The following is a 24328-nucleotide window of genomic DNA, read 5'->3' on the forward strand; positions in this document are numbered from 1 at the left end:
TAAGATAATTTGTACTTTTGTAATTCTAAGCGAATGCTAAGGAATCTAAAAATATTAAGGCTAAAAACTAAAATCACCAATGTCAGCAATTTTAAAACTTAAATTCTTTTTTGAAAAATATGGTTTCCATGTTTCATCAAGATTGGCAGATAAACTAGGAATGCGCGTAACAAGTGTAAGATTGTTTTTTATCTACATATCGTTCGTTACCGCAGGTTTAGGATTTGGAGTTTACCTAACGCTGGCTTTTTGGATTAGATTAAAAGATCTAATTCGTTCAAAAAGAACATCCGTATTTGATTTATAAAAAAAAAGCTCCAAATGAAAATTTGGAGCTTTTTTTTGAAATAATATTTCTATTCTTCGATTTCACTATTGTTAAGTTTCGATCTTTTCTTACTGTATCCAAAATATACTAGGATACCAATAAGAAGCCATCCTAACGACAATAATTGAGCATCTAAACTTAAATTAATGATTAAGTAAGTATTGATTGAAATTCCTAATACTGCAATAACTGGTAGAGCAGGAACTTTAAATGTTCTGTTTAATCCAGGTTGTTTTACTCTTAAGATCCAAACAGCGATACAAACCATTGTAAAGGCAAATAAGGTGCCAAAACTTGTCATATCTGCTAATTTATTGATTGGTGTAAAAGCGACAACAGTGGCAATAATACCACCTAAAATCATTAAATTGGTTTTTGGTGTTCCAGAAAGAGGATTAACTCTTGAAAATACAGCTGGAATTAAACCATCTTTAGACATTCCAAGGAAAATTCTAGACTGTCCCATGATCATTACCATTAATACAGAAACTAAACCAATAGTAGCCGCAACAGTAATAATAAAACCAGCCCAGCCTTGTCCAGCGATATCAAAAGCATAAGCAACTGGAGCTTTAATAGCTTCTGGATATTTTCCTAGCGGGTTGAAATCTTGGTAATTCATCATTCCAGTTAATACTAAAGAAACAAGAATATATAAAGTTGTACAGATTAATAAAGAGGCGATGATCGCAAACGGAACATCTTTTTTAGGATTGATAGCTTCTCCAGCTTGTGTAGAAACGGCATCAAAACCAACATACGCAAAGAAAATTGCGATGACTCCAGAAACAATTCCTCCAATTCCGTAAGCATTATGAGTAGTTTCTTTTTCAACAATTTGAGTAGCTTCAGGAATAAATGGATGCCAGTTAGCTGTATTGATGAAGAAAAGACCAGCTATAATTACAAATATTACGGCAGAAACTTTAAGAATTACAATAGCATTATTCGCTTTAGCAAGCACTTTTTGTTCCTTTAATAAGAAGTGAAATAACTAAAATAACGATCAAAAAAGCAGGTAGGTTCATAGAGAAACCTTCTCCCGTGTAACTTGCAGGATCGGTTGTAAGCCAGTCTGGAAGCTTAATGTGGAACATTTTAAGTAATTTATTAAAGTAGCCCGACCAAGAAACGGCGACCGTCATGGATCCCATTGCGTACTCTAGAATAAGTCCCCATCCAATTATCCATGCAAAAATTTCACCAATTGTACCGTAAGCATAAGCATAAGCAGATCCTTCAACAGGCAAAATTGAGGCAAATTCAGAATAGCAAAGAGCGGCGAAAACACACGCAATACCTGCTATGATAAACGATAAAGCTAATGCTGGACCTGCATGATAATAAGCTCCAGTACCGGTAAGTACAAAAATTCCTCCACCGATAATGGCACCAACTCCAATCGCAGTAAGACTCCATTTTCCAAGAACTCTCTTTAAATTACTTTTTTTTATATCGGCCTCAAAGGCAGATATTGGTTTAACTCTCCAAATTGACATACTCTTATATTGGTTTATTTGTTATTAAGCTCCAAATGTATTGTTTTTTGTAAAAAATAAAAACATTTATCTTGTTTTAAGTTATAAATTGTTGATTTTTTTTACAAGACTCTCAAGGAAAATTCTGCAAGTATTGATATTCATTAAATTAATTGCTCTTTTGTATAAGATTTGATAATTTTTTTAAAAACTATTTTCTTACTAATTTTCTTGATAAATTTGAAAGGTTTTTCTTATTTTATTAGAAAACCAAATTTGAAACTCTTTTTCATTATGAATTTTAAACATTTAAGGCACTATTTGCATTTTACAAAATACCAAAGAACTGGTATATTAATTCTGTTTACAATTATGCTGATATTGCAGTTAATTTACCTCTTTGCAGATTTTAATATTTCGGAGAACCAAAGTTCGGCTAAGAACGAGTGGCTGGCACTCCAGTCAGAAATTGATCAGGAGAAATCCAGTAAGAAAAATAATAAACCAGTAAATTATCTATTTAACCCTAATTTTATTTCTGATTACAAAGGATATAAACTTGGAATGTCTCTCGAAGAAATAGATCGTTTGATGGTGTTTCGCAAACAAAATAAATTTGTAAACTCGGCAGAAGAGTTTCAACAAGTTACTGGGATTTCGGACTCGTTATTAAATAAAATTTCTCCTTTGTTTAAATTTCCAGATTGGGTTCAGAATAAAACAAGCTTCAAAACAGAAAAAACAGAATATACTTCGAAGAGCTTCTCAAAGAAAGCGGTGAAGTTTGAAGTGCTAGATATAAATCAGGCAACCCAAGATGATTTGATAAAAATTTATGGAATTGGAGAAGGTTTGTCATCTCGAATATTAAAACAGAAAGAAATTTTAGGATGTTTTGTTTCAATGGATCAGATGAATGACATTTGGGGACTTTCACCCGAAGTTATAAACGAATTGAATAGCCATTTTAAAGTTGTGATTCCTGCAACATTCAAGAAAATAAAGGTAAACGATGCCTCTTTAAAAGAATTATCTCAATTTTCATATTTCAAATATGCACTTGCAAAACAGATCGTGACGTATAGAAGTATGAACGGAAATTTTAATAATATTGAGGATTTGGCAAAAATTAAAGATTTTCCTGTTGAAAAAGCAAAAATAATTAGTTTATATTTGGAGTTCTAAAAGAAAACAACGGATGAATTTTGATTATAACGAAACACTGACTCATGATAGCTCAGTCTATAAAAGACTTTGCAGAAAAAAATATAAGACCCAATATAATGGAATGGGATGAAGCACAAATTTTTCCAATACCACTATTCAAACAACTGGGTGAAATGGGCTTTATGGGAGTTCTAGTACCCGAAGAATATGGAGGTTCAGGTTTAGGTTATCATGAATATATTACAGTAATTGAAGAAATTTCTAAAGTAGATCCCTCGATTGGGTTATCTGTTGCTGCGCATAATTCGCTATGTACAAATCATATTTTAACTTTCGGAAATGAAGAGCAAAAGAAAAAATGGCTTCCCAAATTAGCTACGGCTGAATATATTGGTGCATGGGGATTAACGGAACATAACACAGGTTCTGATGCAGGAGGAATGAGTACAACTGCTGTAAAAGATGGAGATCATTGGATTGTTAATGGTGCAAAAAACTTTATAACGCATGCCATTTCAGGTGACATTGCTGTTGTTATAGTGCGTACTGGAGAAAAAGGAGATTCAAAAGGAATGACTGCTTTTGTTTTTGAAAAAGGAATGGCTGGTTTTTCATCAGGGAGGAAAGAGAATAAATTAGGAATGCGAGCAAGTGAAACTGCCGAATTGGTTTTTGACAATTGCCGTATTCCAGATGAAAATAGATTAGGCGAAGTGGGGCAGGGTTTTGTTCAGGCAATGAAAATTTTGGATGGAGGCAGGATTTCCATCGGAGCCTTATCATTAGGAATAGCAAAAGGAGCTTATGAAGCGACTTTAAAATATTCGAAAGAAAGACATCAGTTTGGTCAGCCAATAAGCGGCTTTCAAGGAGTTTCGTTTAAATTAGCTGATATGGCTACAGAAATTGAAGCTTCGGAATTGTTGCTTGCATAAAGCGGCGTTTTTAAAGCAACAGCATAAACCGGTAACAACATCTGGCGCAATGGCAAAAATGTATGCTTCTGAAGCATGTGTGAAAATTGCCAATGATGCAGTTCAAATTCATGGCGGATACGGTTATACCAAAGACTTTCCAGTAGAAAAATTTTATAGAGATTCGAAATTATGTACTATCGGAGAAGGAACTACTGAAATTCAAAAATTAGTCATTTCTAGGAACTTGTTGAAAGAATAAAGAATAAAGAATAAAGAATAAAGAATAAAGAATAAAGAATAAAGAATAAAGAATAAAGAATAAAGAATAAAGAATAAAGTAGTTTTAAAGTGCACTTTGTTAGATTATTATCATTTCTCTTTTTTCTATGGTCTATTATCTTTTTGAAATAATTCAGAATTTATAACTCATAATTCATAATTAATATTTACATTTGCGACCTTAACGAGAGGAGGTGTCTATATTATGTTAATTATACCAATTAAAGACGGAGAAAATATCGATAGAGCATTAAAGCGCTATAAAAGAAAATTTGATAAAACAGGAACTGTTCGTCAATTAAGAGCACGTACTGCTTTTATTAAGCCGTCTGTTGTGAAAAGAGCTCAAATTCAAAAAGCGACTTACATTCAAGGCTTGAAAGATAGTTTAGAAAGTTAATATCTAGCTTTTCAAAAATAATTACCGTTAGTGGTCAAAATGTTTTAATTTTGATGCTAACGGTTTTTTTGTGCTCAATTTTTAGATTTTAATTTTAATGAAAACAAGTAAAGAAGCTTTTAGTGATTATCTTTTGTTAGAGAAAAAATATTCTCCACATACGGTTGGGGCGTATTTGAATGATGTAACTTCTTTTGGGTCTTTTCTTGTAGAAGCATTTGATCAGGAAAATGTGGATTTGGTTAATTATAGTCAGGTAAGAAGTTGGATTGTTTCGTTGGTTGATCAAAATATATCAAATGTTACTGTTAATAGAAAAATGGCTTCTTTGAAAGCATTTTATAGATTTCTTTTAAAGTCAAAGCAAATCGAGGTTAATCCGATGCTGAAGCATAAATCATTAAAAACGCCAAAAGTGGTTCAGGTTCCTTTTTCTGAAAAAGAATTAAAAGATTTGCTGGGTCAAATTGATACTCCGGTGGGTTTTGAGGAAGTACGGGATAAGCTTATTGTTGAGATGTTTTATGTGACAGGAATGCGTCGTGCAGAATTAATTCATTTAATGGTTAAAAATGTAGATCGTTCTGCTGGTGTTATAAAGGTTTTAGGGAAAAGAAACAAAGAACGCATTATTCCTATTTTGCCAATTATAATAAATCAAATTGACTCCTATATAAAGGAGCGGGATGCTTTAGAAGATATTGCCGATTTGGACTATTTTTTTATTTCGAAAAAAAGGGTTAAAATTGAGTGAATCTTTTGTTTATCGTTTAATAAATTCATACTTTAGTAGGGTCTCAGAAAAGGTGAAGAAAAGTCCGCATGTGCTTCGTCATACTTTTGCAACTCACCTATTAAATAATGGGGCAGATTTGAATTCAGTTAAAGAATTATTAGGGCATTCTAGTTTGGCATCTACTCAGGTTTATACTCATAATAGTTTGGCGGAGCTTAAAAAGGTATATAAAGGTGCGCATCCAAGAAATAAGTGATAATTCTAAATGTTAAATCCTAAAATTTGTATTATGAAGGTAGATGTTCATGCAGTTAACTTTACTGTTGACAGAAAGTTGGTCGATTTTATTCAGGAAAGAATGGATAAGTTAGAGAAATACTACGATCGGGTAGTTTCTTCGGATGTTTTTTTAAAAGTTGAAAGAACGAGTGATAAAGAAAACAAGGTGGTGGAGATTAAGATTAATGTTCCTGGTGATGATTTTTTGGTGAAAAAACAGTGTAAGACATTTGAGGAGGCGGTTGAGCTTTCTGCAGAATCTTTAGAACGTTTGCTTGTGAAAAGGAAAGAAAAAATAAGAGCACATATTTAATTGAAATTTTTTTAAAAAATGTTTTGATTAAAAGATAAAATAGCTACATTTGCAGTCCGTTAGAAATAGCGGACTTTTTTAATGCATTCGCCGATGTAGCTCAGCTGGCTAGAGCAACTGATTTGTAATCAGCAGGTCGTGGGTTCGAGTCCCTCTATCGGCTCAAAAAAAGTTTCAAATGCGATTTGAAACTGGTTCTTTTAAAATATTGAAAATGAAATAGTTGTGATTGTAAAGAAAAGGTTTTGGAGTTAAATCTGAAATCATTGATTTAAAATCATAAATTATCTTAAGGGGAGATACTCAAGCGACCAACGAGGGCAGACTGTAAATCTGCTGTGTGAACTTCGCAGGTTCGAATCCTGCTCTCCCCACAAAACAAAATGAAGTTAAGATTACGGATTATAGATTTAGGGTTTTTAAAATCTGAAATCTAGATTCAGATCTAAAATCAGAACTCTCTGCCGGTGTAGCTCAGGGGTAGAGTGCTTCCTTGGTAAGGAAGAGGTCTCGGGTTCAAATCCCGACATTGGCTCAAGTAAGTAGGAAATTGAAAATTAATATATAACTAAGATTAAAAATTAAGTAAAATGGCAAAGGAGAATTTTAATCGTTCCAAACCGCACTTAAACATAGGTACAATTGGACACGTGGATCACGGAAAAACTACATTAACTGCCGCAATTACAAAAGTATTGTCAGATGCTGGTTACTGTCAAGCAAAATCGTTTGATCAAATCGATAACGCTCCAGAGGAGAAAGAAAGAGGTATTACTATTAATACATCACACGTAGAGTATGAAACAGCTAACCGTCACTACGCTCACGTTGACTGTCCAGGTCACGCGGATTACGTAAAGAACATGGTTACTGGTGCTTGCTCAAATGGACGGAGCTATCTTAGTAGTTGTCGCTACAGATGGTCCAATGCCACAAACTCGTGAGCACATCCTTTTAGGTCGTCAGGTTGGTATTCCAAGAATCGTTGTTTTCATGAACAAAGTGGATATGGTTGATGATGCTGAGTTGTTAGAGCTTGTTGAAATGGAAATTAGAGATTTATTATCTTTCTACGAATATGATGGAGATAATGGTCCTGTAGTTCAAGGTTCTGCTTTAGGAGGATTGAATAATGATCCTGCTTGGGTACCAAAAATCATTGAATTAATGGAAGCTGTTGATGCTTGGATCGAAGAGCCAGTGCGTGACGTAGCTAAACCATTCTTGATGCCAGTTGAGGATGTATTTACAATTACAGGTCGTGGAACTGTTGCTACAGGTCGTATCGAAACTGGTATTGCTAATACAGGTGATGCTGTTGAAATCATTGGTATGGGAGCTGATAAATTAACTTCTACTATTACAGGAGTTGAGATGTTCCGTAAAATCCTTGATAGAGGTGAAGCTGGAGATAACGTAGGTTTATTGTTAAGAGGTATTGATAAAGAATCTATCAAAAGAGGAATGGTTATCATTAAGCCAGGATCAGTAAAACCACACGCTACTTTCAAAGCTGAGGTTTATATCTTGAAAAAAGAAGAAGGTGGACGTCATACTCCATTCCATAATAACTACCGTCCACAGTTCTACGTACGTACAACTGACGTAACAGGAGTTATTACTTTACCAGAAGGAGTAGAGATGGTAATGCCAGGAGACAACTTGACTATCAATGTATCTTTATTAAGCCCAATCGCAATGAGCGTAGGTTTACGTTTCGCTATCCGTGAAGGTGGTAGAACTGTAGGTGCAGGTCAGGTGACTGAAATCGTAGGATAATCCTATAAAAACTATAAAAAGCCAGTTGATTTTCTTAACTGAAATCACTGGCTTTTAATTACGGGCGTAGTTCAAGGGTAGAATAGCGGTCTCCAAAACCGTTGATGGGGGTTCGAATCCCTCCGCCCGTGCAATAAAAAAATATATCAAATGACAAAAGTTACTAATTATTTATCAGAGGCTTTCGAAGAGTTAAAGTCAAATGTTACTTGGCCTGCTTGGGCTGAAGTTCAAAAATTGACAATTGTTGTGGCTGTATTTTCTATCTTATTCGCTTTGGCAACATGGGGAGTAGATGAATTTTTTGCAAAAGCTTTGGCTGGATTTTTTAACTGGTTAAAAGGATAATTTTTTTGTGATGGCAGATAATAATGTGAAAAAATGGTACGTAGTTAGAGCTGTAAGCGGACAAGAGAATAAAGTCAAAGCTTACATCGAAACTGAAATTGCCAGATTAGGTATGGGTGATTATGTTTCCCAGGTTTTAGTGCCTACAGAAAAAGTAGTTACTGTAAAAGAGGGAAAGAAAATGTCTAAGGATAAGGTTTATTTTCCTGGATATGTTATGATCGAAGCTAACTTGGTTGGTGAGATACCTCATATTATTAAGTCAATTACCAGTGTTATTGGTTTTTTAGGGGAGATCAAAGGTGGAGAACCTGTTCCTTTAAGACTTTCTGAGGTAAACCGTATGTTAGGTAAGGTTGATGAATTGGCTGTAAATACCGATACAAGATCTATACCATTTAGCGTTGGTGAGACTGTAAAAGTAATTGATGGTCCTTTCAACGGATTTAATGGTTCGGTTGAAAAGATCAATGAAGAAAAGCGTAAACTTGAAGTTATGGTGAAGATTTTCGGAAGAAAAACTCCATTAGAATTGAGTTTTATGCAAGTAGAAAAAGTATAATTTTTGTTACACTATAATAAACCATTGTAATCGCTTCCATTGATTACGATGTTAAATTTTTTAAAAATGGCTAAAGAAATTAGTAAGGTAGTTAAACTACAAGTTAAGGGAGGTGCTTGCGAATCCGTCGCCACCGGTTGGACCTGCTTTAGGAGTCGCTGGGGTTAATATCATGGAGTTCTGTAAGCAATTTAATGCTAGAACTCAGGATAAACCTGGCAAAATTTGTCCAGTGCAAATCACTGTGTACAAAGACAAATCATTTGATTTTGTTGTTAAGACTCCTCCAGCGGCGGTTCAGTTAATGGAAGGCGCAAAGCTAAAATCTGGTTCTGGTGAGCCTAATCGTAAAAAAGTAGCTAGCGTTACTTGGGAACAAATTAGAACTATTGCTGAAGACAAAATGCCAGACTTAAACGCTTTCACTGTGGAAGTCGCAATGAGTATGGTTGCTGGAACAGCTAGATCTATGGGTATAACTGTATCAGGAGACGCTCCTTTTTAATTAAGAAAAAGACATGGCAAAATTAACAAAAAAAGCAAAAGAAGTCGCTTCAAAAATTGAAAAGAACAAATTATACTCTCTTAAAGATCTTCGCGGCATTATTAAAAGTAGTTGCTTCTGCAAAATTTGATGAGTCTGTTGATATCGCAGTTCGTTTGGGTGTAGATCCAAGAAAAGCGAATCAAATGGTGAGAGGTGTAGTTACTTTACCTCACGGAACAGGTAAAGACGTTAAAGTATTAGCATTAGTTACTCCAGATAAAGAAGCAGAAGCTAAAGAAGCTGGGGCAGACTATGTAGGTCTTGACGATTATTTACAAAAAATTAAAGACGGTTGGACAGATGTTGATGTGATCATTACTATGCCTGCTGTTATGGGTAAATTAGGTCCATTAGGTCGTATTTTAGGACCTAGAGGTTTAATGCCAAACCCTAAAACAGGTACAGTAACTATGGATGTTGCTAAAGCTGTTCAAGAAGTTAAAGCTGGTAAAATTGACTTTAAAGTTGATAAAACTGGTATCGTTCACGCAGGAATTGGTAAAGTTTCTTTTGGAGCTGAGCAAATTGTTGACAACGCACACGAAATTATTCAAACATTAATAAAACTTAAACCAACTGCTGCTAAAGGTACATACATTAAAGGTATTCACCTTACAAGCACTATGAGTCCAGCTATTGCTTTGGATCCTAAAGCAGTATAATTGGTAGTTAAAAATTTTTAGTATGACTAGAGAAGAAAAATCAATCGCGATTGAAAATTTAACTGCGCAGTTAGCTGGTACAAATATCATTTATGTATCTGATATTTCTGGATTAAACGCAGAAACAACTTCAAACTTACGTAGAGCTTGTTTTAAAGCTGGTATTAAATTAGAAGTTGTAAAGAACACTTTGCTTGCAAAAGCAATGGAAGCTTCTGCTAATGACTATGGTGATTTACCTTCAGTATTGAGTGGTAATAGTGCTATATTCATTTCTGATGTAGCTAATGCTCCTGGAAAAATTATCAAAGATTTCCGTAAGAAATCTGATAAACCAGTTTTAAAAGGTGCTTTCATCAATAATGAAGTTTATATTGGAGATAATCAATTAGATGCATTAGCAACTATTAAATCTAAAGAAGAACTTCTTGGAGAACTTATTGGATTATTACAATCTCCAGCTCAAAGAATTATTTCTGCTTTACAAAACAAATTCGCAGGAAGCGAAGAAGAAACTGAAGCATAATAATTATTGCAGGAGAATTTCTCTTGCGACTTAAATAGCGCACAATAAACAAAATATAATTTTACAAATCATTTTAAACGATAGAAAAAATGGCAGATTTGAAACAATTCGCAGAACAATTAGTTAACTTAACAGTTAAAGAAGTTAACGAATTAGCAACAATATTAAAAGACGAGTATGGTATCGAGCCTGCTCGCTGCAGACTGTAGTAGTTGCTGCTGGTGGTGGAGAAGGTGCGACTGAAGAAGCACAAACTGAATTTACAGTTGTATTAAAAGAAGCTGGTGCTTCTAAATTAGCAGTTGTAAAATTAGTTAAAGAACTTACAGGTTTAGGTCTTAAAGAAGCTAAAGATGTAGTTGACGGTGCTCCAAGTAACGTTAAAGAAGGTGTTTCTAAAGAAGAGGCTGAAGGTCTTAAAAAATCATTAGAAGAAGCTGGAGCTGTTGTTGAATTAAAATAACAAAACACAGTTTAGAACTAGGTTTAGACCTTGGATGGAATCATCCAAGGGTCTAAACCATTTTTCGTATAATAAAATATATCAAGTTTTATTATCAAATAGTTTAAAATACGAAAAAGTTTTTGATCAATACGAAGAAAAAAATTGAACTTACTTTACTGTTCATTTTTAAAGATGTATTGATTATAATAAGAAAGTATAGATTAAACAGTGTGTTTTTACACAAAAAATTACTTTTTTTTAATCAAAATTTTGTCCATTGATGATAACAAATCAGACTGAAAGATTGAATTTTGCCTCTACAAAAAATATTCCTGACTATCCAGATTTCTTAGATGTTCAGGTTAAATCTTTTAAAGATTTCTTTCAATTAGAAACGAAATCTGACGAAAGAGGCAACGAAGGGTTATACAACACCTTCATGGAAAACTTTCCAATCACAGATACAAGAAACAACTTTGTATTGGAATTCCTAGATTATTTTGTTGATCCACCACGTTATACAATTCAAGAATGTATAGAGAGAGGTCTTACTTATAGTGTGCCTTTAAAAGCTAGGTTAAAACTATATTGTACAGATCCAGAACACGAAGATTTTGAAACAATTGTACAAGATGTTTATCTAGGTACAATTCCTTATATGACTCCAAGTGGTACTTTTGTTATCAATGGTGCTGAGCGTGTAGTAGTATCTCAATTACACCGTTCTCCTGGGGTTTTCTTTGGACAATCATTCCACGCAAATGGAACAAAACTTTATTCTGCCAGAGTAATTCCTTTTAAAGGTTCTTGGATAGAATTTTCTACAGATATCAATAGTGTAATGTACGCTTATATCGATAGAAAGAAAAAATTACCTGTTACAACTTTATTCCGTGCAATTGGGTTTGAAAGAGATAAGGATATCCTTGAAATTTTCGACTTAGCTGAAGAAATTAAAGTTTCTAAAACAGGAATTAAAAAATATATTGGAAGAAGACTTGTTGCACGTGTATTGAATACATGGCATGAGGATTTCGTTGATGAGGATACTGGAGAAGTAGTTTCTATCGAACGTAACGAAATCATCCTTGATAGAGATACTATTATCGACAAAGATAATGTTGAAGAGATCATCGATTCTAACGTTAAATCTATTTTGTTACATAAAGAGGATAATAATCAAGCAGATTATGCTATTATCCACAACACATTACAAAAAGATCCAACAAACTCTGAAAAAGAAGCTGTAGAGCACATTTACCGTCAGTTGCGTAACGCTGAACCGCCTGATGAGGAAACTGCTCGTGGTATTATAGATAAATTGTTCTTCTCTGATCAACGTTATAACTTAGGTGAAGTTGGTCGTTACAGAATGAACAAAAAACTTGGTTTGGATATCCCAATGGAAAAGCAAGTGCTTACCAAAGAAGATATTATTACCATTGTAAAATATTTGATCGAATTGATTAACTCTAAAGCAGAGATTGATGATATTGATCACTTATCAAACCGTCGTGTTAGAACAGTTGGAGAACAATTGTCTCAACAATTCGGTGTTGGTTTAGCACGTATGGCTAGAACTATTCGTGAGAGAATGAACGTTAGAGATAACGAGGTGTTTACACCAATTGATTTGATTAATGCTAAAACATTATCATCAGTTATCAACTCTTTCTTTGGTACTAACCAGTTATCTCAATTTATGGATCAAACGAATCCATTAGCTGAGATTACGCACAAAAGAAGACTTTCTGCACTTGGACCAGGTGGACTTTCGAGAGAGAGAGCTGGATTTGAGGTTCGTGACGTTCACTATACACACTATGGTCGTTTATGTCCGATTGAAACTCCAGAGGGACCAAACATTGGTTTGATTTCATCTCTTGGTGTTTATGCAAAAGTTAACGGAATGGGATTCATTGAAACTCCATACCGTAAAGTAACTAATGGTGTAGTTGATTTAGAAAGTACTCCAATTTACTTAAGTGCTGAAGAAGAAGAAGGAAAAATGATTGCTCAGGCAAACATTGAAATGGATGAAACTGGTAAAATTACTGCAAGCAATGTAATTGCTCGTGAGGAAGGTGACTTCCCGGTTGTTGAACCATCTGTAGTTCATTATACAGACGTTGCACCAAACCAGATTGCTTCGATTTCTGCTTCATTAATTCCTTTCTTGGAACATGATGATGCGAACCGTGCGTTGATGGGATCAAACATGATGCGTCAGGCGGTTCCTTTGATCCGTCCGGAAGCACCTATCGTTGGTACAGGTTTAGAGCGTCAGGTAGCTTCAGATTCAAGAGTATTAATTAATGCTGAAGGGCATGGTACTGTTGAGTATGTTGATGCTAATATCATTACTATTAAATACGATCGTACAGAAGACGAAAGAATGGTTAGTTTTGATGCTGATGAGAAAACATACAATTTAATTAAATTTAGAAAAACCAATCAAGGTACAAGTATTAACCTGAAACCAATCGTAAGAAAAGGTGACAGAGTTATTCCTGGACAAGTATTATCAGAAGGATATGCTACTCAAAATGGTGAATTAGCTTTAGGTAGAAACTTAAAAGTTGCGTTCATGCCATGGAAAGGGTATAACTTTGAGGATGCGATTGTAATTTCTGAAAAAGTAGTTCGTGATGATATTTTTACTTCTATCCACGTTGATGATTATTCATTAGAGGTTAGAGATACTAAGTTAGGAAACGAAGAGTTAACAAACGATATTCCTAACGTTTCTGAAGAAGCTACTAAAGATTTAGATGAAAACGGTATGATCAGAATTGGAGCAGAGGTTAAACCTGGCGACATTCTAATCGGAAAAATTACACCAAAAGGAGAATCAGATCCTACTCCAGAAGAGAAATTGCTTCGTGCAATCTTCGGGGATAAAGCAGGAGATGTAAAAGATGCTTCATTAAAAGCTTCTCCATCTTTACACGGTGTAGTTCTTGATAAAAAATTATTTGCAAGAGCCGTAAAAGATAAACGTAAACGTACTCAAGATAAAGATGCTTTGGGCGCTTTAGAAATGGAATTCGAAACTAAATTTGTTGAATTAAAAGACAGATTAGTTGAAAAAATTATTCTTGATCGTAAATGGAAAAACATCTCAAGGTGTAATGAATGATTTGGGTGAAGAAGTTTTACCAAAAGGTAAAAAATATACTCAAAAAATGCTTTACGCAGTAGAAGATTTTGCTCACTTAAGCAAAGGTCAATGGGTTGCTGATGATGCTACAAATAAAATGGTTAATGATTTGATTCATAACTATAAAATTAAGCTGAACGACTTACAAGGATCTTTAAGAAGAGAAAAATTCACTATTACAGTTGGAGATGAATTACCATCTGGAATCTTGAAATTAGCTAAGATTTATATCGCTAAAAAACGTAAACTGAAAGTAGGGGATAAAATGGCAGGACGTCACGGTAACAAAGGTATTGTTGCTAGAATCGTTCGTCATGAAGATATGCCTTTCCTTGAAGACGGAACACCGGTAGATATCGTATTGAATCCACTTGGAGTACCTTCACGTATGAACATTGGTCAGATTTATGAAACTGTTCTTGGATGGGCTGGTATGAACTTGGGTAGAAAATTTGCTACTCCAATTTTTGACGGTGCTTCTTTAGACCAAATCAATGCCTTGACTGATGAAGCTGGAGTACCACGTTTCGGACATACACACCTTTATGATGGTGGTACTGGAGAGCGTTTCCATCAAGCGACTACTGTGGGTGTAATTTACATGCTTAAATTAGGACACATGGTTGATGATAAGATGCACGCACGTTCTATTGGACCATACTCGTTGATTACGCAAGCAACCACTTGGAGGTAAAGCTCAATTTGGAGGTCAGCGTTTTGGAGAGATGGAGGTTTGGGCACTTGAGGCTTATGGAGCATCAAGTACGCTACGTGAAATCTTAACAGTTAAGTCGGATGACGTTATTGGTAGAGCTAAAACTTACGAAGCTATCGTTAAGGGTGAATCTATGCCAGAACCAGGATTACCTGAATCATTCAATGTATTAATGCATGAATTGAAAGGTCTTGGACTTGACATTCGTTTAGAAGAATAAATAAAATTTTCAGTTACAGTCTCAGTATTCAGTTTAGCACTGAAAGCTGAGACTGAAGCTGTTTATTAAAATAAAAGTTTTTAGGATTTATACCCGTAACCCGTTCCGATTTTTTATATAAACCCTAAGCGTTTTATAATTAGCACTTCAAAATAAGAAGGTTTGAAGTTTAGAGAAGTAACCCGAGGTATGTTACAGTCACAAGTCCAATGTCTTAAAGTTATAAAGTCTCAAACGACTTTTGACTTTCGACTTTCAAACTTTCGACTTAAACAAAATCAATTTTTTAATTGCAAATAAATCAATAGTAAAAACTATGATGAATAATAGAAATAATAATAAAGATAAAAATCCAGTTAAAAGATTCAATAAAATCTCAATTGGATTGGCTTCACCTGAATCTATCTTGAAAGAATCAAGAGGAGAGGTTTTGAAACCAGAAACTATCAACTACAGAACGCACAAACCAGAGCGTGACGGACTTTTCTGCGAAAGAATCTTCGGACCTGTTAAGGATTTTGAGTGTGCTTGTGGTAAATATAAAAGAATTCGTTACAAAGGTATCATCTGTGACCGTTGTGGTGTTGAAGTTACTGAGAAAAAAGTACGTCGTGATAGAGTAGGACACATCAACCTTGTTGTGCCAATTGCTCATATCTGGTACTTCCGTTCTCTTCCAAACAAAATTGGTTATATCCTTGGTCTTCCATCTAAGAAATTAGATATGATCATTTACTACGAAAGATATGTAGTAATTCAAGCTGGTATTGCTAAAAATGCAGATGGAGAATCATTACAAAGATTAGATTTCTTAACTGAAGAAGAATATTTGAATATTTTAGATACTCTTCCACAAGAAAATCAATATTTAGATGATATGGATCCTAATAAATTTGTTGCCAAAATGGGAGCAGAATGTATCATGGATTTATTGGCACGTATCGACTTAGATGAGTTGTCTTACCAATTGAGACACAGTGCTAATAACGAAACATCTAAACAACGTAAAACTGAAGCTTTAAAAAGATTACAAGTTGTTGAGTCTTTCCGTGAGTCTAACTTAAACCGCGAAAACCGTCCGGAGTGGATGATTATGAAAGTGGTTCCTGTTATTCCACCAGAATTACGTCCGCTTGTGCCACTTGATGGAGGTCGTTTTGCAACTTCAGATTTAAATGACTTATACCGTCGTGTAATCATCCGTAACAACCGTTTGAAAAGATTAATGGAGATTAAAGCTCCAGAAGTTATCTTAAGAAACGAAAAACGTATGTTACAAGAATCTGTAGATTCATTATTTGATAATACTCGTAAAGCTTCTGCTGTTAAAACAGAATCTAACAGACCGTTAAAATCATTATCTGATTCCTTAAAAGGTAAGCAAGGACGTTTCCGTCAAAACTTACTTGGGAAACGTGTGGATTATTCTGCTCGTTCGGTAATTGTTGTTGGTCCTGAATTAAAATTATTCGAATGTGGATTGCCAAAAGATATGGCATCTGAGTTATACAAACCTTTCGTTATCCGTAAATTGATTGAAAGAGGTATTGTTAAAACAGTAAAATCTGCTAAGAAAATTATAGACAAAAAAGAGCCTGTAGTTTGGGATATCCTTGAAAACGTAATTAAAGGACACCCAGTATTACTTAACCGTGCTCCTACGTTACACAGACTTGGTATTCAAGCTTTCCAACCAAAATTAATTGAAGGAAAAGCGATCCAATTGCACCCATTAGTATGTACGGCTTTCAACGCCGATTTTGATGGGGATCAGATGGCAGTTCATTTGCCATTAGGACCAGAGGCTATTTTAGAGGCACAATTATTAATGTTGGCTTCTCACAATATTCTTAACCCTGCAAATGGTGCTCCAATTACTGTACCTTCTCAGGATATGGTCTTGGGTCTATATTATATGACCAAAGAACGTATCTCGACTCCAGAACATGTAATTTTAGGTCAAGATTTGACTTTCTATTCTGCTGAAGAAGTAAACATTGCATTAAACGAAGGAAGATTAGAATTGAATGCTCGTGTGAAAATTAGAGCAAAAGATTTTAATGACGCTGGAGAATTAGTGTTCAAAATTATTCAAACAACTGCAGGACGTGTATTATTTAATGAAGTAGTACCAGAAGCGACTGGATATATCAATGATGTATTGACTAAGAAAAACCTTAGAGATATTATCGGTCACATTTTAAGTGTAACTGATGTACCTACTACAGCGGCTTTCTTGGATAATATGAAAGATATGGGGTATAAATTCGCATTTAGAGGAGGTTTATCATTCTCTTTAGGTGATATTAGAATTCCAGAACAAAAAACGAAGTTAATTGCAGATGCCAGAGAGCAAGTTGAAGGTATCTCGACTAACTATAACATGGGGCTTATTACAAATAACGAGCGTTACAACCAAGTTATTGACGTATGGACTTCAGCAAATGCTCAATTAACAGAGTTAGCAATGAAAAATATTAGAGAAGACCAGCAAGGTTTCAACTCTGTATATATGATGCTTGACTCTGGGGCGAGGGGTTCTAAGGAACAGATTCGTCAGTTAACTGGTATGCGTGGTTTGATGGCTAAGCCTAAAAAATCTACTGCTGGTGGTGGTGAGATTATTGAAAACCCGATTCTTTCTAACTTTAAGGAAGGTCTTTCGATCCTTGAGTACTTTATTTCTACTCACGGTGCTCGTAAAGGTCTTGCGGATACGGCTCTTAAAACGGCCGATGCTGGTTACTTAACAAGAAGACTTCATGACGTTTCTCAAGATGTTATTGTTAACATCGAAGATTGTGGAACTTTAAGAGGTGTTGAAGTATCTGCTTTGAAGAAAAATGAGGAAATCGTTGAATCATTAGGAGAAAGAATTTTAGGACGTGTTGCATTGCAAGATGTTATAAATCCACTTACTAATGAAGTAATGGTTCAATCTGGTCAACAAATTACTGAAGCAATCATGAGAACTATCGAAGCTTCTCCAATTGAAAAAGTAGAAGTTAGATCTCCATTAACTTGTGAGGCTTTAAAAGGTATTTGTGCTAAATGTTACGGTAGAAACTTAGCTACTGGTAAGATGACACAAAGAGGTGAAGCTGTCGGAGTTATTGCGACTCAGTCTATTGGAGAGCCAGGTACACAGTTGACACTTCGTACGTTCCACGTTGGAGGGGTTGCTGGGGGTATCTCTGAAGAATCTAGTATTATTACAAGATTTAACGGTAGACTTGAAATTGAAGATTTAAAAACAGTTAAAGGAGAAGACGGAGAAGGAAACTCTGTTGATATCGTAGTTTCACGTTCAACTGAATTAAAATTAGTTGATGAGAAAACTGGAATTGTTTTAAATACACATAACATTCCTTACGGATCTAGTATTTTTGTAAATGATGGTGATACTGTCGCAAAAGGAACTGTAATCTGTAAATGGGATCCATATAACGGTGTAATCGTTTCTGAATTTACTGGTAAGATTGCTTACGAAGATTTAGAGCAAGGACAATCGTTCATGGTTGAGATCGATGAGCAGACTGGTTTCCAAGAAAAAGTAATTTCTGAGGCTAGAAACAAAAAATTAATTCCAACTTTATTGGTTTACGGTAAAGAAGGTGAATTGATTCGTTCTTACAACTTACCAGTAGGTGCACACTTAATGGTTGAAAACGGTGAGAAAATTAAAGCAGGTAAAGTATTAGTAAAAATTCCACGTCGTTCTTCTAAAGCAGGCGATATCACGGGAGGTTTACCAAGAATTACTGAGTTGCTTGAGGCTCGTAACCCTTCTAACCCAGCAGTTGTATCTGAAATTGATGGTGTTGTATCTTTTGGAAAAATCAAAAGAGGTAACCGTGAGATCGTTATCGAATCTAAATTTGGTGAAATTAAAAAGTATTTAGTTAAACTTTCTAGCCAGATCTTAGTTCAAGAAAATGACTTCGTAAGAGCGGGAGTTCCATTGTCTGACGGTGCAATTACACCAGATGACATCTTAAGAATTCAAGGTCCAGTTGCTGTTCAACAGTACTTGGTAAATGAAATTCAAGAGGTATACCGTTTACAAGGGGTAAAAATTAATGACAAGCACTTTGAGGTAGTTATTCGTCAAATGATGCGTAAAGTAAGAGTTCAGGATCCAGGTGATACTTTATTCTTAGAGGATCAATTAATTCACACTAAAGATTTCATCGTTCAAAACGATAAATTATACGGTATGAAAGTAGTTGAAGATGCTGGAGATTCTTCAGTGTTGAAACCAGGTCAGATTATCACACCTCGTGAATTACGTGATGAAAATTCATTATTGAAACGAAATGATAGAAATCTTGTTGTAGCAAGAGACGTAATTACTGCAACTGCAACGCCAGTTCTTCAAGGTATTACAAGAGCTTCGGCGCAAACTAAATCATTCATCTCTGTCGCTTCTTTCCAAGAAACAACAAAAGTACTTAACGAAGCCGCTGTAGCTGGTAAAGTAGATGATTTAGAAGGATTGAAAGAAAATGTAATTGTTGGACACAGAATTCCTGCGGGAACTGGTATGAGAGAATACGATAACACTATCGTAGGATCTAAAGACGATTACAACGAAATGATGGCTAATAAAGAAGAATATATTTATTAATTAGGAAACTATGAGTAATCCGAAACAACAACAAGAGCAAATTAATATTGAGTTAGACGAAACTATCGCAGAAGGAATTTATTCTAATCTAGCGATTATTAATCACTCATCATCAGAGTTTGTTTTAGATTTTGTGAGCATTATGCCAGGTATTCCTAAAGCCAAGGTAAAGTCAAGAATTGTTTTGACACCACAACATGCTAAAAGATTATTAAGAGCAATAGGTGAAAATATCCATCGATTTGAAGCGACTCACGGCGAAATCAAAGAGACAGAGCAAGCACCAATACCGCTTAATTTTGGTCCTGCTGGACAAGCATAATTTTTAAAGCCCCATGAAAATGGGGCTTTTTTTATGGTCTGGCTATAGTAATTGCAGTTTATCTGATTTAAACTCTTTTAATCGACTAAATTTCTTTATACTATTGTATTAAAGTAATTTGGTAACTCCTATGAAAGATTAATTTTTGAAATATAATGACTTAGTAAGGTTGATTAATTCAAATTAAAGAAAAACGCTAATTTTTGATTAGCGTTTTTTTTATGTCTGAAAAATAAATATACAATTTGAAGTTTTTTTCTTTTCCTTCCCAACCTTTCCATTGAAAACATACTCTATATAGGTAACGATCTGTAATAGATTTTAACTTAAAAGAATATTGAGTATGAAAAAGAAATTCACCTTAGAGATAGCAAATCCATGTTCTGAAAATTTTGATAATATGATTCCAAATTCAAATGGATCATTTTGTGATTCCTGCATGAAAAATGTAATTGATTTAAGTAGAAAAACAAATTCTGAGATTGCTAAGTTTATTACGGAAAGTAAAGATAAAAATATTTGTGCCCGACTAAAAGTATCACAATTGGAAGAAGAATTTCAACATAACGAAACCTCCAGAATAGCCAACCTTAAATATGCGGCGGTGGCGACTTCTGTTTTGATAACCTCAAATATCGTGAGCACAGCAAAAAGAACCAATTAAAACTGAAATCTCTTGCGCCAAACCGAATACTTATAAATTAGGTAAAGTTGTGCAAAGTCATGTAGCAGAAAAAGAAGTTTTAATAACAATTAAAGGAAAATTATTAGAGGCTAAAACAAATAAGCCATTTAATAAAGAGGAATATCCTAACTTAATTTTGTCTATTAATAGCTCGGAAAAAGCAGTGAAAATAGATTCAAAAACGGGAGAATTTTCTATATCCACGCAAGTTTTAAAAACAGCAAAACGCTCATGGTTACCGTTTCTGGAAATGATTACTATCTTTCCAAAGAAATTGCTTTTAATAGAAGTAGGGTTAAAGGGAATATATTGGAGCAAAATATAATTATTGAAGCAGATGAACTTACTAAAATTTATATTGCTGGTGGATTAGGAATTAACTATACTCAGTAATCAACAAACTTGTGAGAGTATAAAGAAAAAAGCTGTCTAAAATATATTAGACAGCCTTTTTTATGTTTTTCTTCTTAAAAAAAGAATTAATCAAACTCTGATGTAAAGTATAATTTTACACTTGGATATTTACTTTGTGTCATGTGGATCGTAAAATCAGAATCGGCTAAAAATACCAATTGACCGTACTTATCATGAGCTAAGAATTTTTGCTTGATACGTTTAAATTCTTTGAATTCCTCATTTTTAGCATCATCAGGTTTTACCCAGCAAGCTTTGTGAACAGGGAAATTCTCATAAGTACATTTTGCACCATATTCATGCTCCAAACGGTATTGAATTACCTCATATTGAAGCGCTCCAACAGTTCCAATTACTTTACGGTTATTCATTTCTAAAGTAAATAACTGCGCAACACCTTCGTCCATTAATTGGTCGACACCTTTATCCAATTGTTTTGCTTTCATCGGATCTGCATTATTGATGTATCTAAAGTGTTCTGGAGAGAAACTTGGAATTCCTTTAAAGCTCATAATTTCGCCTTCTGTTAAAGTATCTCCAATTTTAAAATTTCCTGTATCGTGCAAACCTACAATATCTCCTGGATATGAAATATCAACGATTTCTTTTTTCTCAGCGAAAAAAGCATTCGGACTAGAAAATTTTAGATTTTTTTCTGACGAACGTGGTAATAAGGTTTGTTTCTTTCAAAAGTTCCAGAAACAATTTTGATAAATGCCAAACGGTCACGGTGTTTAGGATCCATATTAGCATGGATTTTAAATACAAAACCTGACATTTTTTCTTCAGTTGGATCAACCAAACGAGTTTCTGAATCTTTTGGTCTTGGTGATGGAGCTATTGCAACGAAACAATCTAGTAATTCACGAACTCCAAAATTATTCAAAGCAGATCCAAAAAATACAGGTTGTATTTTTCCATCCAAATAATCCTGACGCTCAAATTTTGGATAAACTTCATCAATTAATTCCAATTCTTCACGAAGTCTTTCGGTCGCTTTTTGACCAACAATTTTATCTAATTCTGGATTGTTTTGAACATCAGAAAAAGCAATTGTTTCTTCAATATTTTTACGGCTGTCACCACTGAAAAGATTAATGTTTTCTTCCCATAAATTGTAAATTCCCTGAAAATCATAACCCATTCCAATCGGGAAACTTAAAGGCGTAACTTTTAGACCTAATTTTTGCTCCACCTCATCCATCAAATCGAAAGCATCTTTACCTTCACGGTCTAACTTATTAATGAAAACAATCATCGGAATGTTACGCATTCTACAAACTGCCACTAATTTTTCAGTTTGTTCCTCAACCCCTTTTGCAACGTCGATAACAACGATTACACTGTCAACAGCGGTTAAGGTTCTAAATGTATCTTCAGCAAAATCCTTGTGTCCTGGAGTATCAAGGATATTGATTTTTTTGTCTTTATAATTAAAAGCAAGTACAGAAGTCGAAACCGAAATACCTCTTTGGCGTTCGATTTCCATGAAATCACTCGTTGCTCCTTTTTTAATTTTATTGTTTTTTACAGCTCCCGCTTCCTGAATTGCCCCTCCAAATAACAATAACTTTTCTGTTAATGTTGTTTTACCAGCATCGGGATGCGATATAATTCCAAATGTTCTTCTGCGTTGTATTTCTTTTAAAAAGCTCATATTTCGTATAAATAGGTTGCAAAAATACTATTAATTACGGCTTAATAAAAATATTCACTTCTTAATTTGGAAGTCTTTCGCTTAAAGATTCTTTAAAAAAAGTAAGGCTGTTCTAAAACAGCCTTACAATAGTCATTTTAAATTACTGATTAATTGACCAAATTGAATATCCTTTGGGAGGACATTGTATTTTTACCCATTTATCGGCTTGAGTAGTTGGGAACCAAGTCGAATTTCCGGTGAAGTCTTTAATTTGAGTGCTCGCCCAATTGGTCTCAACCCATCTTTCCTGCCAAACGTCAGAATTGTTTATGTAAACAACTAGTCCGGGATTTCCATTATAACCATTTCTTCTAGCTACATATTCATCGTTGTCAGAGTAAAGAATCGAAGTGGTTCCAGTTGCTTTATTATTATGAATCCAAATTAAATTATTCAATTTATTTTTATCCAGCCATTCTTCGTAATCTCTATAAAATATTGTTGGATAACCTTCATGAGTTAATATATAGGAATACGCCAATAATTTGCTCCAAATTTCATCGGTATCATGATTGGTTACAAAGGTTACCGCTTTATACGGATTTCTTTTCCACATCATATCATCATTTAAAAGAGCCAGATTATTTCCGTCGAAAGCATCATTCATTTTATAATAACAAGCAAAATCAAATACAGAACTATTTGCATTATTAGCCCAATCATTTAATATGTTTACATTAGAATCCCATAATTCGCCTACAGAAAAACCACCTACATTTGTATTCCAGTCTTTTACGACCCAAGCGCCAAAACCTTTAACGTAGTCAAATCTCCATCCGTCAAACTTCATGGTATTTTTATAATACTTCCCAACGCCATCAGCTCTTTTCCATAACCAATCTTGTACGTAAGGATCTGCGTGGCATAAATCTGGAAATCCTCCAAAAGAACCTTCGTCATTATTGCCATAACTGTTTTTATAAAAATTAGAATAGGTACGTTTGAATTTTCCTGATGCAACTCCATTAAAATTTGTCCAAGTATTAGTTCCTGTGAATGGATTTGCTTCAGATTGTCCGCCGCTATTATGATTAATGACAATGTCTGCATAAACTTTCATGTTTTCAGTATGTGCTTTTGTAATCAAACTTACTAATTCGGTCTTTGAACCAAAGCGGGTTTCTGTAGTTCCATTTTGATTGAAATCTCCAAAATCAAAATAATCTGTAGGATCATATCCCATGGAAAATGCTCCATTTTGAGCTTTAGATGCGGGTGGAAGCCATATCGAACCAATTCCAGCATTTGACCAAGCAGTTACTTTAGAGCTTACAGTATTCCACCAGTTTCCACCAGCAGGAACGTCCCAATAAAAAGCCTGAATCATAACGCCTCCTCCGGGATTGTCAACATATTTTCCAGTTGAAGAACTGGAAGCTCCTGTGCTAAAAGGTTTTCCATCGTGATGTGTAACATCAATAACTTTGAATTGCTGACTTTCAGCTTTTGAGTCAATTTCGCTCGTTTCGTTTTCTGAGCAAGAATAGAGCATTCCTGCGAAAGCTGTAATAAGGCACAACTTTAAAAAAGGTTTTTTCATGATAGATAGGGTTTAGTTAAATAGTTATTGTAATTGTCTAATTTTAGGTTTTAAAAATAGAAATTATCATTTTAAGACGCTGTAAATTATTAATTACGCATCTAAAGTATATTTTTTTTGCATTAATTTTAATTTGTGAGGAAATAGTTAGTTACGAAAACGTTGTAGTGTTGAGAACTT

General features: G+C 34.5%; 12 protein-coding genes, 4 tRNA genes and 9 pseudogenes. 22 read left to right on the forward strand and 3 right to left on the reverse strand.

Features of this window, described 5'->3' with window-relative positions; genetic code table 11:
• Positions 1 to 79 precede the first annotated feature (79 nt).
• Positions 80 to 307, forward strand: a complete 228-nt coding sequence (locus ACZZ95_RS10795) for a PspC family transcriptional regulator (RefSeq protein ID WP_008466940.1) — start codon at positions 80 to 82, stop codon at positions 305 to 307.
• A gap of 49 nt (positions 308 to 356) precedes the next feature.
• Here the strand turns inward: ACZZ95_RS10795 and ACZZ95_RS10800 are convergent.
• Positions 357 to 1827 (reverse strand): annotated as a pseudogene (locus ACZZ95_RS10800) (APC family permease).
• A gap of 351 nt (positions 1828 to 2178) precedes the next feature.
• On the opposite strand from ACZZ95_RS10800, the gene ACZZ95_RS10805 reads away from it, so the two are divergent.
• The 21 genes and pseudogenes from ACZZ95_RS10805 to ACZZ95_RS10905 all read left to right on the forward strand — a co-directional run bounded on the left by ACZZ95_RS10805 (position 2179) and on the right by ACZZ95_RS10905 (position 20820).
• Positions 2179 to 2991: a ComEA family DNA-binding protein gene (locus ACZZ95_RS10805; RefSeq protein ID WP_463469019.1), complete on the forward strand. Its 813-nt coding sequence runs from the start codon at positions 2179 to 2181 to the stop codon at positions 2989 to 2991.
• Between the two features lie 13 nt (positions 2992 to 3004).
• Positions 3005 to 4149 (forward strand): annotated as a pseudogene (locus ACZZ95_RS10810) (acyl-CoA dehydrogenase family protein).
• 225 nt (positions 4150 to 4374) lie between these two features.
• On the forward strand, positions 4375 to 4569 hold the full coding sequence (gene rpsU, locus ACZZ95_RS10815) for a 30S ribosomal protein S21 (RefSeq protein ID WP_463469020.1): 195 nt from the start codon (positions 4375 to 4377) through the stop codon (positions 4567 to 4569).
• 97 nt (positions 4570 to 4666) lie between these two features.
• Positions 4667 to 5561 (forward strand): annotated as a pseudogene (locus ACZZ95_RS10820) (tyrosine-type recombinase/integrase).
• A gap of 33 nt (positions 5562 to 5594) precedes the next feature.
• The gene (gene hpf, locus ACZZ95_RS10825; RefSeq protein ID WP_057117059.1) at positions 5595 to 5897 is read left to right on the forward strand and encodes a ribosome hibernation-promoting factor, HPF/YfiA family; all 303 of its coding nucleotides are present in this window, start codon (positions 5595 to 5597) and stop codon (positions 5895 to 5897) included.
• Positions 5898 to 5986: 89 nt separating this feature from the next.
• Positions 5987 to 6060: transfer RNA gene (locus ACZZ95_RS10830), tRNA-Thr, on the forward strand.
• A 130-nt stretch (positions 6061 to 6190) separates the two neighbouring features.
• A tRNA-Tyr gene (locus tag ACZZ95_RS10835) sits at positions 6191 to 6271 on the forward strand.
• Positions 6272 to 6360: 89 nt separating this feature from the next.
• Positions 6361 to 6432: transfer RNA gene (locus ACZZ95_RS10840), tRNA-Thr, on the forward strand.
• 55 nt (positions 6433 to 6487) lie between these two features.
• A pseudogene (gene tuf, locus ACZZ95_RS10845) lies at positions 6488 to 7676 on the forward strand (elongation factor Tu).
• A 60-nt stretch (positions 7677 to 7736) separates the two neighbouring features.
• Positions 7737 to 7807 (forward strand) — tRNA-Trp (locus tag ACZZ95_RS10850).
• A 19-nt stretch (positions 7808 to 7826) separates the two neighbouring features.
• Positions 7827 to 8024 (forward strand): preprotein translocase subunit SecE, encoded by a 198-nt coding sequence (gene secE / locus ACZZ95_RS10855; RefSeq protein ID WP_008466927.1) that lies wholly within the window; start codon positions 7827 to 7829, stop codon positions 8022 to 8024.
• Between the two features lie 10 nt (positions 8025 to 8034).
• Positions 8035 to 8586, forward strand: a complete 552-nt coding sequence (nusG, locus tag ACZZ95_RS10860; protein ID WP_089051955.1) for a transcription termination/antitermination protein NusG — start codon at positions 8035 to 8037, stop codon at positions 8584 to 8586.
• Between the two features lie 66 nt (positions 8587 to 8652).
• Positions 8653 to 9091: pseudogene (gene rplK, locus ACZZ95_RS10865) on the forward strand (50S ribosomal protein L11).
• Between the two features lie 13 nt (positions 9092 to 9104).
• Positions 9105 to 9795 (forward strand): annotated as a pseudogene (rplA, locus tag ACZZ95_RS10870) (50S ribosomal protein L1).
• Positions 9796 to 9817: 22 nt separating this feature from the next.
• Entirely contained in the window at positions 9818 to 10321 is a 504-nt protein-coding gene (gene rplJ / locus ACZZ95_RS10875; RefSeq protein WP_095954824.1) for a 50S ribosomal protein L10, read from the forward strand.
• Between the two features lie 89 nt (positions 10322 to 10410).
• Positions 10411 to 10784, forward strand: a pseudogene (gene rplL, locus ACZZ95_RS10880) (50S ribosomal protein L7/L12).
• Positions 10785 to 11046: 262 nt separating this feature from the next.
• Positions 11047 to 14861: pseudogene (rpoB, locus tag ACZZ95_RS10885) on the forward strand (DNA-directed RNA polymerase subunit beta).
• 316 nt (positions 14862 to 15177) lie between these two features.
• Positions 15178 to 19488, forward strand: coding sequence for a DNA-directed RNA polymerase subunit beta' (gene rpoC / locus ACZZ95_RS10890; RefSeq protein ID WP_463469021.1), 4311 nt, complete (start codon positions 15178 to 15180; stop codon positions 19486 to 19488).
• A 10-nt stretch (positions 19489 to 19498) separates the two neighbouring features.
• Positions 19499 to 19810 carry a DUF3467 domain-containing protein gene (locus ACZZ95_RS10895; protein WP_431244328.1) on the forward strand — a complete coding sequence of 104 codons (312 nt, stop codon included), beginning with the start codon at positions 19499 to 19501 and terminating at the stop codon, positions 19808 to 19810.
• A gap of 343 nt (positions 19811 to 20153) precedes the next feature.
• Positions 20154 to 20474: a hypothetical protein gene (locus tag ACZZ95_RS10900; RefSeq protein WP_463469022.1), complete on the forward strand. Its 321-nt coding sequence runs from the start codon at positions 20154 to 20156 to the stop codon at positions 20472 to 20474.
• Between the two features lie 49 nt (positions 20475 to 20523).
• A complete protein-coding gene (locus ACZZ95_RS10905) occupies positions 20524 to 20820 on the forward strand; it encodes a hypothetical protein (RefSeq protein WP_463469023.1) in 297 nt (98 codons plus the stop codon).
• 154 nt (positions 20821 to 20974) lie between these two features.
• On the opposite strand, the pseudogene ACZZ95_RS10910 reads toward ACZZ95_RS10905, so the two are convergent.
• Both ACZZ95_RS10910 and ACZZ95_RS10915 read right to left on the reverse strand, forming a co-directional pair.
• Positions 20975 to 22566, reverse strand: a pseudogene (locus tag ACZZ95_RS10910) (peptide chain release factor 3).
• A 142-nt stretch (positions 22567 to 22708) separates the two neighbouring features.
• Positions 22709 to 24148 carry an alpha-amylase gene (locus ACZZ95_RS10915; protein WP_463469024.1) on the reverse strand — a complete coding sequence of 480 codons (1440 nt, stop codon included), beginning with the start codon at positions 24146 to 24148 and terminating at the stop codon, positions 22709 to 22711.
• Positions 24149 to 24328 lie beyond the last annotated feature (180 nt).

The organism is Flavobacterium sp. AC267 (assembly GCF_979258715.1).